The sequence below is a fragment of the Cyclobacterium roseum genome, from assembly GCF_010119225.1.
Taxonomy (GTDB): domain Bacteria; phylum Bacteroidota; class Bacteroidia; order Cytophagales; family Cyclobacteriaceae; genus Cyclobacterium; species Cyclobacterium roseum.
In genome coordinates this window covers 196,511-209,881 of sequence record NZ_WNKF01000007.1, presented here as the reverse complement: position 1 = coordinate 209,881, position 13,371 = coordinate 196,511, and the positions used below count along the sequence as shown (strand labels likewise).

At 44.2% G+C, this 13,371-nt stretch carries 11 protein-coding genes; 1 reads left to right on the top strand and 10 read right to left on the bottom strand.

Going from position 1 to position 13,371, the window contains the following annotated elements; all coding sequences use genetic code 11:
* Positions 1–4: 4 nt before the first annotated feature.
* From GJQ68_RS12205 to GJQ68_RS12195, 3 genes are all read right to left on the bottom strand, one after another.
* Entirely contained in the window at positions 5–1,399 is a 1,395-nt protein-coding gene (locus GJQ68_RS12205; protein ID WP_235941468.1) for a Ca2+-dependent phosphoinositide-specific phospholipase C, read from the bottom strand.
* A gap of 91 nt (positions 1,400–1,490) precedes the next feature.
* Complete coding sequence (locus GJQ68_RS12200) at positions 1,491–2,468, bottom strand: endonuclease/exonuclease/phosphatase family protein (protein ID WP_162417565.1); 978 nt, start codon at positions 2,466–2,468, stop codon at positions 1,491–1,493.
* A 154-nt stretch (positions 2,469–2,622) separates the two neighbouring features.
* Entirely contained in the window at positions 2,623–3,900 is a 1,278-nt protein-coding gene (locus GJQ68_RS12195) for a DUF445 domain-containing protein (protein WP_162417564.1), read from the bottom strand.
* A 221-nt stretch (positions 3,901–4,121) separates the two neighbouring features.
* Here GJQ68_RS12195 and GJQ68_RS12190 point away from each other — a divergent pair, with 221 nt between their 5' ends.
* Entirely contained in the window at positions 4,122–5,519 is a 1,398-nt protein-coding gene (locus GJQ68_RS12190) for a sensor histidine kinase (protein WP_162417563.1), read from the top strand.
* A gap of 1 nt (position 5,520) precedes the next feature.
* Here GJQ68_RS12190 and GJQ68_RS12185 read toward each other — a convergent pair whose 3' ends face one another.
* The 7 genes from GJQ68_RS12185 to GJQ68_RS12155 all read right to left on the bottom strand — a co-directional run bounded on the left by GJQ68_RS12185 (position 5,521) and on the right by GJQ68_RS12155 (position 13,325).
* Positions 5,521–6,258 carry an NYN domain-containing protein gene (locus GJQ68_RS12185; protein ID WP_162417562.1) on the bottom strand — a complete coding sequence of 246 codons (738 nt, stop codon included), beginning with the start codon at positions 6,256–6,258 and terminating at the stop codon, positions 5,521–5,523.
* Between the two features lie 67 nt (positions 6,259–6,325).
* Positions 6,326–7,186: a universal stress protein gene (locus tag GJQ68_RS12180; protein WP_162417561.1), complete on the bottom strand. Its 861-nt coding sequence runs from the start codon at positions 7,184–7,186 to the stop codon at positions 6,326–6,328.
* Positions 7,183–8,784, bottom strand: coding sequence for a BCCT family transporter (locus tag GJQ68_RS12175; protein ID WP_162417560.1), 1,602 nt, complete (start codon positions 8,782–8,784; stop codon positions 7,183–7,185). The genes GJQ68_RS12180 and GJQ68_RS12175 overlap by 4 nt, the downstream gene beginning before the upstream one ends.
* A gap of 12 nt (positions 8,785–8,796) precedes the next feature.
* Entirely contained in the window at positions 8,797–10,128 is a 1,332-nt protein-coding gene (locus GJQ68_RS12170; RefSeq protein WP_162417559.1) for a hypothetical protein, read from the bottom strand.
* Positions 10,129–10,380: 252 nt separating this feature from the next.
* The gene (locus GJQ68_RS12165) at positions 10,381–11,241 is read right to left on the bottom strand and encodes an alpha/beta hydrolase (RefSeq protein WP_162417558.1); all 861 of its coding nucleotides are present in this window, start codon (positions 11,239–11,241) and stop codon (positions 10,381–10,383) included.
* A gap of 250 nt (positions 11,242–11,491) precedes the next feature.
* Positions 11,492–12,553 carry a zinc-binding metallopeptidase family protein gene (locus GJQ68_RS12160; RefSeq protein WP_162417557.1) on the bottom strand — a complete coding sequence of 354 codons (1,062 nt, stop codon included), beginning with the start codon at positions 12,551–12,553 and terminating at the stop codon, positions 11,492–11,494.
* A gap of 214 nt (positions 12,554–12,767) precedes the next feature.
* Positions 12,768–13,325, bottom strand: coding sequence for a Uma2 family endonuclease (locus GJQ68_RS12155; RefSeq protein ID WP_162417556.1), 558 nt, complete (start codon positions 13,323–13,325; stop codon positions 12,768–12,770).
* Between the last annotated feature and the right edge of the window lie 46 nt (positions 13,326–13,371).

Below are 13,371 nucleotides of genomic sequence, written 5' to 3'. Positions count from 1 at the left end.
CAGGTTAATGGGATACCGGGAGGCCCAAAGATTTCCAGTCATCAAGTCCGCCATCTAGATGATATACCTTTTCAAACCCCATTTCCCTCATCTGTGCGGCCGCCTTGGCACTTCTACCTCCAACCTTGCAATAGACAAAAACGGGCTGCCCTTTTTCCAGTTTTTCTATCCTCTGGGAAAAGTCGGCCTGCATAAAATCGATGTGCTTAGCCCCCGCAATCATACCTTCATCCACTTCTGCCTGCGTACGCACATCCAACAACAGCGGCTTTTCACGCTGGGAGGCATACTGAAAGGTCTGCGGACTCAGTGCTATGACCCGGTCAATAGGTTCCTCCAATACCTCTGCCGGCATTTCATCCATGGAGAAAAATGGGTTTATCCGTTGGTACGAGTTATCGGGAAATACTACCTGGTAGCTTCCCTCAAAACGGGGATCTGGCCGATAGTAATCCGTGCTGATTAGCTGAGCCCCACTCCCAAAAGCGGCTTCCATCCGATTCCTATCATTGGCCCTGGCCTCCCGGGTCTCAGCATCTGCCCTGGTTCTAACCAAATATCCTTTTTCAACCAACGCTTTTATTGCATCTTGCTGTCCGATGGGATCATTGAGAATATGAATTCCAGACATGGGATGTGTTTCAGGAACGTTAACGAAAAAAAGCGGCTCCCTGCTTCCTTCTTTCCGGGACAAATAAGCATCTAACTTCTCTCTCTTTTCATCCAAAATCCAAATGAATTTACCCCTCAAGTCCTGAATATCGGGCCAGCCTGATTCTGAAATGGCTGTTTTCAGATCGACATGGGGACCGATAATTTCCTTTGGGCTGATCAACTTCTCCTCCCCCAATACCTGCAGAATCAATTCGTCCAGTTCAAGAAACGCATTATTTCCAAAGGGCAGCGCCGCTGTCATTCGCCGTTCTGGATAATTGGCATCTTTGGCATTGACCGTTATAAAAACCGGTAAATGATCGGGGTACAAGGAGGACCAGGTTTTCAATTCCGTCAGATAATCCTCCAATAGGGGATAATGGCTTCTAAAATCAATGTCTTGAACATGAAATACTTTAAAACCCGGTTGCTCAAAAGCAGCTTTCCTGGCTGAATCCAATACCTCCTCCTCCATGTATGCCTGACCTAATGGCTCACTAAACCGACCGCCCTCCGGATCCCGGTAAACATCCAGTTCCAGTAATCGTAATCCCATGGACAATTGCTCCCAAACCGATGGATGACTGTAGTCCAGGCTGGCGGCCAGATCCGGGTCGTTCGATTCAATCGCCTCCATAATTTTGGGCGGTATCGGTAGTTTATAGCTGTTATGACTTCCAATTAATTGAAGGTGGTTTATTTTAAGCGAAACCGGCTCCTTCGGAGGCCTCTGTCCACATGCCATGCACAGGAATACAATACCTAAAATGAAATACCTAAAATACATAAATTAAAAATGTTAGTTCTATGTAAAGATATCGAAACTTATCAAAAATTCAGCTTTTGGTCGAAAACTCCGCCCAAAGTGGCAAATGATCTGAAATTCTCCAGGACATCTGGAAAGGAGATAAATTCCTGCCTTTTAACAAATGAGGTCCAAAATCAAATACCCCTCCGTTCAGGTATTTAATGGAAAGTTGCGGAATCCGAAGGTGATTTTCAAACCAGGCAATTTGGGTGTAAAATTTAGTCGAATTGTCTATCAATGTTCGGCGAATATGCCACAAGTCCTCCGGGACCGTAAGCCCGGTAGAAACAAAGGCTTCATATCGCGGGTCTCCTTTTCGATCAATATTGAAATCACCTAATAGTACCAGGCTTTGGTCAAATGACCGCATATCACTTGCCCAATCTTTCAACCACGCTGCTATTGCCTTCAATTCACCCTCCCGGTCGGTCGGCGATTTTCCATACAATACGTGCATGCTCACTAGTACAAAGGTTTTATCTTCCACTCTGAACCCCACGGCATAGGGTGTTCGGGCAAATTGCCGGGAAAAAGCACCTGGTTTGATTGCCTCAATTTTTTCATTGGGAACCACCAATTCACATGCCAACCCCGAAAGTTTCACTTTGCGGGTATCAAATAAAAAAGCGAGCCTTTCATCGTTACCGAGGTCGCCTCCGGAAACATCTGTAAGGATAAAACTCCAGTTATTTCCCAATAGCTTCAACATGTGACGGAAGGCCTTAAGATTTCCTTTGAGTTCTTGCACCGCAATAATATCAAATCTGGAAATAATTTGAGCGATGGCCAAAAGGGAATGAAGGTCCCGTTTGGGAGAATCACTATCTCCGGCTTCCCATTTTTCCGTTAACCCGCCAAAAGTCCGGATATTCCAGGTAGCTATCAATATATTGTGATCTAGTTTTTTGAAGGGAAGCTCATGATCCAGCATCTCGTTTAACTCACGAATTTCCTCTCGAACGACCGGCGGGGGCACTTCCAAAATTTTTGCAATGATCTGACTCATAATCCGGATATTGTAGGGGTATAAAAATCACCCCATGAAGCTAATAAAAATAGGGCTTTTTGGCAAGCATTAAAATACCTGCCCTGAAATCCCCTTCAGACAAGTCAGGGGGCTACTCAATCGCTGCATCTTGCTTGATCCATTCCATAATAATTTATAGTAGAAACCAACGAATCAGGGCTATGGCTATGCCAACCAAGCCTCCCACAACTGCCCCATTTAACCGAATGTATTGCAAGTCATTTCCGACCTTATGCTTAATCTGAAGCATGATGCCTTTGTCATCCAATTTACCCAGGCTGCTACGAACCATATTTCCCAGTTCATGATGGTACCGGTTGACCAGTTGCGTCACCGTGGCCCTGATCCACTCATCCAATTGAGCCCTTCCCTCCTGGTCCTGGCGCAGGTCATCTAGTAAGCGAGTCAATTGTCGATGAATAAGCCGCATTAAGATGGTATCGGTGTGCTGCAGTTGGGCCTGCATCCCGTCTTTCAACCGGTCCAGCACTTGCTGGATCATGGCTTTGGTTTGTTCATTCAGTACCCAGCTTTGTTTCAACCTTTCCAAATAAGCAAGGGTTTTTTCTTCCCCATTCTCCAGATTGTCGGCAAATTCCAACAGGTACTGGTCCAGTTTTTCCCGTAGCGGATGGGAGGGGTCGTTTTTTACTTCTTCCAGCAGGAGCAGTGCCAAATCTAGAATCCGATCGGTAAGCACTTCGGGATCTATTCCGCCGGTTTTTTGTCCCAGCCAAACGGCCGATTTTTTCACCCAATCCTTTTCTGCGTATTGCTTGAGGGCAGCGTGTAATTTTTGAAGCACCAATTGCCGGGTGTCCGGCTCCTGAATGGATAGGGAAAATTGATCCAGTCCCATTTGGACCAGGTCGTGATGCTTTTTTTCTCTGATCGTCGCCTGTAGCCAACGTCCCAAAGGCCCGGCAATATCCACTTGCTGCACCCGGTCTTTAAGCACTTTTTGCAAAAAAACCGGAAGCTTCGGGTGGTTTAACTCCCCTGATAATCGAACTAGCACCAACCGTATAAAATTCAACCACTTTTCTACCTGCGCTTTTTCCTCCATAGATCGAAGCAGGGAGTCGGCTATGGATAGGCCTGCCAGTTTTTCACGAAGAACGTCAGGTGATAGCCATTTGGTCGTGACCAATTCCACGATTCCTTCGGTCAACTTTTCTCTGTTTTTGACGATGATGTTGGTATGTTTACGAACAAATGGGATGGGGATCTCGTAGAAAAGTGCGCTAACAGCAAACCAGTCAGCCAACCCTCCGATGGTTCCTGCTTCAAACCCCGTAGCTAAAATACGCCAGTAAGCTCCCTCCAGCCAACCGCTATGAATGCCTACCTCCAGGGCGATAAACCCGGCGATCGCCAGCAGAAGAGAGGTATTTCCAATGTTACTTTTCAAAACCTTGTTTTTATTGAAAGGTACAAAAATGATGCATCTTTTGAATGACTCCAGCTACTTCACCAACCAACACACCGGAAATAATAGCGGTTACCGATTAAAAACCCTTCTTTTACCTATAATTAAAAGAAGTAAGACTTGTAAAAAATATTGGTTAATTTTGAAAACTACCTAAAAGTCATTTTTAGTTATTTTTGTTTTGTTACACAGCTGTATTATCAATGAAAAAGGAGCATTCCGTCGATGAAAGTTTAGTTGAAAGGGCATGGAAAAAATACCGGTATCATGTTTTCAGCACCTGTCTGGAAACCGGCAAAATCAAAGACCCCCTCAACTACTGGAGAGATTACTTGTTTGTCACCACACTTCTCTTCATCATTCCCCTGTGCCTGATCACGTTGATACCCGGAATATACCTTTCCTACATTACTTCACTTAACGGTTTAATTGTAGCCGACGGAATTGCCATTGCTGGGCTACTGCTTATAACCCACCTTCCGGGTATTCGGCTTATCATCCGAAAATGGCTTTTTATAGGCATCACCTACGGTATCGGGATTGTATTGATCTACTATTTAGGGAATTTCGGACCGGGCCTGCTGTACCTACTTGCCATTTCGGTTTTCATGATCCTGGTTTTACCTGGAAAAAGCCGCTGGATAAGTTTGTATTTAAATTTAGCCAGTTGCCTGATTTTTGGATGGCTAATACAGGAGGGTAACCCCTTTCAATCACAGTACGCTGCTTCGGTAGATATAAAAACCTGGGTCGCTATATCCGCCAACCTGATTTTCTTGAACGTCGTTTTTATCGTACTGATTCCCATCCTTTTCAAGGGGCTTCAGACAAGTTTGGAAGAGCAGTATTCCCTCCAGAAAGCGCTAGAGCGGCAAAAAGATGCCTTAAAGCGATCCCTTGCGGAAGTAGAATCGAAAAACGAAGAACTGGAACACTTCACTTACGTGGCTTCCCACGACCTGCAAGAGCCTTTACGCATGGTGACCGGGTTTTTGCAGTTAATAGAAAAGCGCTACGCAAACCTGATCGACGAAAAGGGGAAATCGTATATCATGCACGCAGTGGATGGTGCCAATCGCATGAGGCAATTGATTCTGGACCTCCTGAAATACTCCCGTATCCAGACCATTCAGGACCCCGCTCATGAAGTGGATATGAGCGTTTTGTGGGAGGAGGCCAAAATCACCCTGGCGGAGGAAATTGAGACCCTAAACGCGGAAGTTACTCATGGGCCGCTACCCAAAATAACCAGCCACTCCAGCTTTCTTTCGCTTGTGATTCAAAACCTCCTGGGCAACGCACTCAAATACTCCAAAAAGGATGTCCCTCCCAAAATTCACCTAAGCAGCCAAGATCAAGGGAGCAAATGGCTTTTCCAGGTGACTGACAACGGCATCGGTATTCACCCGGACTATTTTCAGAAAATATTCGTCTTATTCCAGCGGCTTCATCAAAAAGACAAGTATCAGGGAACCGGTATGGGATTGGCCATTGTCAAAAAAATCATCGAAAATCTGGGGGGAGAAGTCTGGCTGGAATCGCGCGAAGGCCTGGGTACCTCTTTTTACTTCACCATCCCCAAAATATACCCAAACAATTAACCTAAACCTTATTTCTTACATATATTAGTTTGTACTTACCTTTTTGGTTTTCCCGCTGCTCGACTTCAAATTTGTTTATGGACCCAATCAGGGGTGTTAACTTCTGGAAACCATAATTTCTGGAATCAAAATTGGGTTGTTTTTTCTGCAGCAGATTGCCCACGTCTCCCATAAATGCCCACCCATCATCATCGGCCAAATCTGAAATGGTAGAGGAAATTAGTCGGATAAGCTTTGGATTGATTTTGTCGACCTGGGGCCTGGTTTTGGTTCTTTCCTTATTGTCTTCCGGACCGTCCCCATCTTTTTGTAATATTTCCAGGTAAATGAATTTATCGCAGGCGACAATAAACGGATCGGGCGTTTTCTTCTCCCCCATCCCGATCACCATTAACCCTGCCTCTCTGAGTCTGGTGGCCAACTTGGTAAAATCACTGTCACTAGAAACCAAACAAAACCCATCCACTCTTGAGGTGTAGAGGATATCCATGGCATCTATGATCATGGCCGAATCGGTGGCGTTTTTGCCGGAGGTATAGCCATATTGCTGGATGGGATTGATGGCGTTTTCAAGCAATACATTCTTCCACTTCCCCAACTGAGGCTTGGTCCAGTCCCCATAGATTCGTTTGATGGTGGGATTACCATACTTGGCGACTTCTTCCATCATCTCTTTTACCTGATTGGAAGGAACATTGTCTGCATCTATCAGCACAGCTATTTTTATATCGGCTTGCATAAGTCCATTTGAAAGTGAAAATTCAATTGCGATACAAAATTATAAAACTATTCTGCAAACCGTACTTTTATTTAACAATCAAAATCGGCAAATGCTTATCCGAGGCAATTAAACGTTCGGCCACAGATCCAATCAACAGGGTATCGTCATCTGTTTTTCCTTTATTTCCCAAAACGATCAGGTCAGCCCCTTTCCGTATGGCATAGTCATAAATACTCCTGCTCACCGGCACGTCCTGGCCTTTGATTATTTCCAAATCTTCGGCTAACCCGGTTTTCTTCTTAAGTTTCGCGTAATTTGAAATGGCCTTCTTTTCGAGGGCCTCCTGAAATTCAGAAGGTTTACGAATATAAGGAAAATACTGCATGCCCACTTTTAAAACATGCATTGGCAATACGACTGCTCCCGTATGCTGAGACAAGGATTTTACCATTTCAGCCAAGCTTTCAGAATAATCTGAGAAATCAAGAGGCAACACAATTTTTTGAATGGAAGCCTTGGAAGTTTCCGGAATAAAAAGCGTATTGGAGGAAGTTAGCCGAACCACCTTACTGCTAAATATACCTGTTCCGCCATGTACCGATTTTTTTCCCAATAACACCAGGTCGTATTTCTGGGCATCTACCCATTCCACCAGCTGATCCAGTTGTCCCCCGGAATATACTTTGACGTTGATGCTGCTTTTCCTTTCGTTGAATACGGCCTCTACTTTTTCCAGGGCCTCCTCTTCCAGGATTTCATCCAGTGATTTATCCAAATAAGGCAGCATATCCCCTATTTCCTTGGAGATTTCCTCCAGAGCGACAAAATGAATCAGGGTCAGCTGCTCAAAATCAAATTTTTCATCCAGTTGCTGGATGTATCGCAAAAGCAGTTCATCCAGATCCGACAGGTCAATAAACAACCCTATTTTTTTTAATTTTTTCATGATTTCTTTTCTTTTTCCAGTTTCTTCATAATCACATCCGATAACCTTTTTTCGTAAGACTTACGATCCAAATCCTTATCATATTGGCTGAGACGGGCATATTCCTGACTCAATCCCTTCTGTAACGAATAACACATGATCACCAATATCACCAGAAACGGTAAACCCGTAGTGATCGCGGCAGTTTGAAGGGCCGTCAGCCCGCCTCCAATAAGCAATACCGCAGCCACCGTTCCCTCAGTCGTAGCCCAGAAAATTCGCTGTCCGACCGGAGCATCCAGTTTACCTCCCGCAGTAATGCTGTCTATCACCAAGGATCCAGAATCAGAAGAGGTAACGAAAAAACTGGTCACCAGCAAAATACCAATTACAGAACCGATCCCGCTAAACGGGAAATTTTCAAGAAAAACGAACATGGCGATCGAAACATCACCCGTAATGGTTTCCGCTAAGATATGACTCCCCGAAAGCACTTGTTCCTGCATGTCCAGAAAAATCGCCGTGCCCCCCATAGCTGTAAGCCATAGGAAGGTCAATATGGAAGGAACCAGCAATACCCCAAAAATAAATTCCCGAATCGTCCGACCACGGGAAACCCGGGCGATAAACATGCCAACAAAAGGAGACCAGGAAATCCACCAGGCCCAGTAAAACACGGTCCAATCCCCTTGCCAGCCATTATCCCTGTAGGCTTCCGTCCAGGTAGATACTTCCAAAATACTTCCCAAATAATTTCCCATATTCTGGACAAAAGAACGAAAAACAAACAGCGTAGGGCCCACAATCAAAACGAAAATCAATAAAATCGCTGCTATACGGACGTTCCACTGACTAAGAAATTTTACTCCTTTGTCGATACCCGAAACCACCGAAATGGTAGCAACCAGGGTAATTCCTGCGATCAGCAACACCTGGGTAGTAATGGTATTGGGAATATCGAAAAGGTAAAATAAGCCACCGCTAATCTGTTGCACGCCCAGTCCCAGCGAAGTAGCCAGACCAAAAAGCGTGGCCAGTACGGCCAAAACATCAATAACATTGCCCATCCATCCGTTCATCCTTTCTCCCAACAAGGGGTAAAATACGGAGCGAATGGTAAGAGGTAACTTTCGATTATAAGCAAAGAAGGCAAGCGATAGGCCCACCACGGCATAAATGGCCCATGCATGGAAACCCCAATGTAAGAAAGAGAGATTCATTGCCCTTTTGGCGGCTTCCAGTGAATAAGCTTCCCCATAGGGCGGAATGGCGTAATGGTAAACCGGCTCAGCTACCCCCCAAAATAAAAGCCCAATACCCATCCCGGCACTGAAAAGCATGGCAAACCAGGCTCCTGTAGAAAATTCCGGTTGGGCTTCCTTGCCTCCCAGACGAATGGATCCAAACTTGCTAAATCCGAGGTAAAAACAGAATACTATAAAGGCATTTACTGCGATAATAAAAATCCAGCCTGTCTTATCTGTAATAAAGGTCTTACTGGAGGCAAAGACCAATTCCATGGGTTCTCCCACCCAAAGCGTGACCGTTATAAACAAGATGATCAAAGCTACCGAAGGCCAAAATACCGGCGCATGAATGTCGAAGTATTTATTTTTCATAAAATCTTTTATTTAGAAATAATAACCAATATTTATGTTCAAACGTGTGTTCCAACCTGGATCAGAAGCGGTGGGATTTAGATCCGAAATGGGCTGCCTGTAATCGACACCTCTTCCGGTACCCAGGGCATTTCCACCAAATGTGTTGGTCAACCAGGGATGATTATAGCCCATGGCCACATCAAAATAAGCGTATACCTGACCGGCGGTCACCAATGCCCCGAAAACATTTTGCTGGGATTTTCGGTAGGCAAAGGCTGGCCCTCTCTGTTCCGAAGTAAATTTTTCCATCAATGTGTAATCATTATACAACTGGACGTTACTAACCGGCCCCCAATCCAGCGGAATGTCATAGGCCAATCCAATCACATAAAGTGCCGCGCTATTGGCCACATCGTACGTTCCAAAGCCATAAGCACCCATTTGGACCACATCCAGTACCTCCCCATCATCGTTTCTTACATCGTCATAGGTATAATAAATCGCCTCTGCTTTCAAATTCCAATTACCCCAATTCGCCTCATGGTGTAGCGATGCTGCCAAATTCGATCCCTTATGACCGGTTTGCAGATTGTACAATTCATGGCGCTGCAGGGAAATCCCTAGTTCATGCCCCGACCAGTTTTTTACTGCCCGGAGATTGACCTGGTGTCGCTCGATGTTGGAATTGCCCGGAATGGGTACCACATCATAAGAGTACCTGGCGGTAGAAAAGGCTCCAAAAGTCGCTTCATTGGTACCTCTGGGCTCTGCCAATAAAAAATAGGCTCCATCCAAACGCCAGCCCTCTGTCTGGTGGGAAAGATGAAATCCCATCTGATAATCATCTTCCAAGCCCAGGTAATAGGGGAGCTGAAACCACCAACTATGGGAAGCATAGGTTAACAGACCAAATGGAACTTGGGTCACCCCCATTTTCAGATTGGTTTTTTCATTGAACCGGTACCCTAGCCATCCGTATTTTAAAAAATGAGTATTAAAGGTTGGGTAAAATCGGTATTCAAAGGAAAGTTGAATGCCTTCACTATAGGCATCCACATTGAGTCTCCAGGTGTCCCAGGTCCATTCATTTCTTAAAAACGTTCCTAAGGGAAAGGTTTCTCCCTCGTAGTGAGTGTAAATATTGTTCAGGCGAAAAGCCCCGCCTACTTTTAACCAGGTGGTGTCCCGGTTCAAGTACTCCGTACGACTGCTCGCCGGCAATTCCAGGCTACTCTTGTCTGTACCATAGTCCTGGCCAATATTCAGTACCCGATTGTATGCTCTTTTTTTTAAACTATCCTTTTTTGCTTCTGCTTTTAGGGAAATTCCAAAAAGTAAGACCAAAAATAGCAAATAGTGCATTCGTTCTTCGTTTGTTACAAGAAAGACAAAGCTATCAAAATTTGCTTAAGAATGAAATAGCTTAAAAATTATTGTTTATATGCTATTTTATTTATCAATTTAAAACTAATATACTATTTCGTCGGGGATTAAATCTTTTTCCAGAATTTGAAAATAGGACTCTCCGATCCCGGAAAAATTCAAAAATAAACCGTCTGAATTCTTTCAGCCCCTTAAAAATTACTATCCCTGAACCAAATCAAACGCCCTATTTTAAGGTATATTTGGGAGCTTTTTGTCTATAAATGCTTTCAGCTTAATCATACTATTCAGCAAATTCAATCCCAGCCAGCCATGGCCTTCATTGGGATAAAAATGAAATTCGTGTGCTACTTCAAGCTCCGACAACCTGTCCCTAAGGCGCATTCCTTGCGAACTGGGAACCAACGGATCATTCCCCCCATAAAAAAGTAGGGTAGCAGGCGAGTCGGCTTGCAACTGATAGATCGGGCTCGCTGCTGTCAGCAGCTCCTCATTTCCCCCAAATAAGTCTAACATTTCCCGCAAATATTCATTTGTGGCGGTTCGGTAGGACTCATCCAGTAAATCAGTCGGACCTACCACACTACAAACCATCTCTACCCTACTTTCCGTATCATGGGCATAACTCCACAGCAGCGACAAATGTCCCCCAGCACTAACTCCAAGAAAGCCCAGGCGACTACCAAGCTGGTATTCCTCCCGGTGCTCCTCCAAATAAGCCACCAAGGAACTGATATCCTCGATTTGCATGGGATAGGGCTTGTTCGAAGCATCAGCCAGCCTGTAATTAAGGTTAGCTACCGCCAGGTAGGGAAGCTGCTCACGTAAAAAATCCCGGAATGGATTCATGTCCGATTTATTTCCTTCTTTCCAGCCTCCCCCATGAACCAGAATCAGGGTGGGGGTATTTTCATGCCGGTTGGGCGGAAGGTAGATATCAAAAATTTGGCGCGGATGAGTTCCGTAAGCCTGATTTGTAAGTGTTTTCGCAGGTAAATTAGCCTCTGGATTCGAATCCCCCTCCTCCGGCAAACAAGCCAGCAACCATCCGGCAGCAAACAGACTTAAAAAAAGTGAATAAAAACGCATCATTTTTCTCTAGAATTTAATTATTAAAAATCTATATTCAGGTTAAATATAAAATTTTATAATGAATTTAGCATACAAATAAATACTACTATTTACGAATACATTATTTATCCATTTATAGTATTGTTTTTGTTACTCAACTACCTATTAACATTGCCCTGTTTTTTCGAACCAAGGAACCGATCGATTGCAGCAGGAAAAAATAGAATTGGTAGGGTATCCAACCGGAATATTCAACGGAAAAAATGGAGAATTAATGGCTACCACCACCTTTTCGAACTAGTTTGTGAACCAATGCCATTTTATTAGCGATTACGGGTGAAATGACAAAAGGATAACTGTCAGGAAGTCCCATACTTCTATTCAGACTATTTAATGCCAGAGACAGGGGTATCCACTGATGGAGCAACTTTGAAAAATCAGCGCAAAGATAAGGATCCTCCGAAATCAGTGTGGAAGTACCGGCGGGATGATTTTCCAGCTTTGGATTGATGGTCAATCCAAAGGAAAAGGCGGTTTCCAGGGTACCAACCAGGTGCAGGTAATGCGCCCATGTTTCCGCCCAATCTTCCCAGGGGTGGGAACTGGCATAAGAAGAAATGTAGTTTTGTTGCCAATTTGAGGGAGCTCCATTTTGATAATGTATTTTCAGGGCATTGGCGTAGGAAACACGCTCGTCTCCAAAAAGAGACCTGAATTCTTCGAGGCTTTCCGATCCAGCGACCAGGACGTCCCAATAATAATGTCCTATTTCATGCCTGAAATGGCCCAAAACAGTACGGTATACCTCATCCATTTCCTTTTTAGCCATGGCCCGTTCCACATCGTCTGCTTCAGCGATATTCATCGTGATAATACCGGAGGCATGCCCGGTCAGAACGTTTTCTTGGTTTTGACTTGCTTTGAAATCAAAGCCCAATCCGCTTCCGGTCGTTTCATTCCACGGAAAAAACGGCAAGTCCAGGCGTAATAAGGCATAGATCAACCTGTGCTTGGCCGTTTCAATGGTTTGCCACCTTTTTTTGTAGGCTGGGTTAGCCAAATTCGGGATGACCCGATTTAGGGCGCAAGCCCTGCAAAAACGATTGGAAGCTGACAATGGAATAAGCCAATTGCAACCGTCCATTTTTTTATTTTCACAATATCGAAAGGCCGACTGGCCCTTATTTTTTGTAAGCAAATGGTCCTCTTGAACTTCCAGGGCAAGCAAATCCAGACTCTGAGGATCAAAACCCAGTTGAGTTTGGCAATGGCTACAATGCGTGTTCTCAAAATAAGCCGGGCGCCCGCAATGGCGACATTGGAAAAGTTTCATGGTTCATGTTTGAAGGATCATAAGCAATTATTGAACCACAAATATTTTATTTTTAAAGGGTTGTTCTGAAAACAAATCGAAATCCTATGGTCATAAAGACATGGACATGGCGGTCCATTCAAATAAAAATCTTTCAACCCAGGAATTGCCTAAAATACTTCCAGAAAGGAAAAAGTCCCACATTTGATTGTCTCAAGTTATTACACATGCTTTTTTAGTCCAAAATAAGCAACTCTTTAACAGAGAATTTTTTACCCATTAGCCCTACCTCATCACCAGGCCCAAAAACCCGGGTTTTGGTGTAGGCATCCCCTTGAGGTTTGGAAAGGAATTCGATTTGATTGTTGTCCAGATCAATTATCCAACATTCCCGAATACCATGTGCAGCATACAGTGGGGCTTTCACTTCTTTGTCAAAACGAATGGAAGAGCCGGACACTTCAATAAGGGCAAGCACATCAGCAGATCCTGGATGTGCCGTAGAATAATAATCCGACCTATATTTTAATAGGGAGATATCTGGCTCTGGCTCATTATTATTATCAAATCTAATTGGATTTTGAACTCTGACAATAGCTTTTCCATCAAAAAGTTGATTCATTACCTTGGCAAGGTAATCAACTATCGCTGCCTGTCTGCTTCCTATCGGACTCATCTGAAAAATTTCTCCGTGAATAAGTTCTACCGGATCTTCTGCCTTTAGGATTCCAACTTCGGCCATTTTATAATATTCATCCACATTGATCAAGCGTTTCACTACTTCAGTTGCCATGGTATTCAATAATTTACCTTTTTAAAGTTAGCAATTAAACCGCTAA

Bases quoted from the DNA above. Each gene is read 5' to 3' on its own strand.
- GJQ68_RS12155 (WP_162417556.1), bottom strand. From the start codon at position 13,325: ATGGCAACTGAAGTAGTGAAACGCTTGATCAATGTGGATGAATATTAT.
- GJQ68_RS12180 (WP_162417561.1), bottom strand. From the start codon at position 7,186: ATGAAAAAATTAAAAAAAATAGGGTTGTTTATTGACCTGTCGGATCTG.
- GJQ68_RS12190 (WP_162417563.1), top strand. From the start codon at position 4,122: ATGAAAAAGGAGCATTCCGTCGATGAAAGTTTAGTTGAAAGGGCATGG.
- GJQ68_RS12185 (WP_162417562.1), bottom strand. From the start codon at position 6,258: ATGCAAGCCGATATAAAAATAGCTGTGCTGATAGATGCAGACAATGTT.
- GJQ68_RS12165 (WP_162417558.1), bottom strand. From the start codon at position 11,241: ATGATGCGTTTTTATTCACTTTTTTTAAGTCTGTTTGCTGCCGGATGG.
- GJQ68_RS12200 (WP_162417565.1), bottom strand. From the start codon at position 2,468: ATGAGTCAGATCATTGCAAAAATTTTGGAAGTGCCCCCGCCGGTCGTT.
- GJQ68_RS12160 (WP_162417557.1), bottom strand. From the start codon at position 12,553: ATGAAACTTTTCCAATGTCGCCATTGCGGGCGCCCGGCTTATTTTGAG.
- GJQ68_RS12175 (WP_162417560.1), bottom strand. From the start codon at position 8,784: ATGAAAAATAAATACTTCGACATTCATGCGCCGGTATTTTGGCCTTCG.
- GJQ68_RS12170 (WP_162417559.1), bottom strand. From the start codon at position 10,128: ATGCACTATTTGCTATTTTTGGTCTTACTTTTTGGAATTTCCCTAAAA.
- GJQ68_RS12205 (WP_235941468.1), bottom strand. From the start codon at position 1,399: ATGGCATGTGGACAGAGGCCTCCGAAGGAGCCGGTTTCGCTTAAAATA.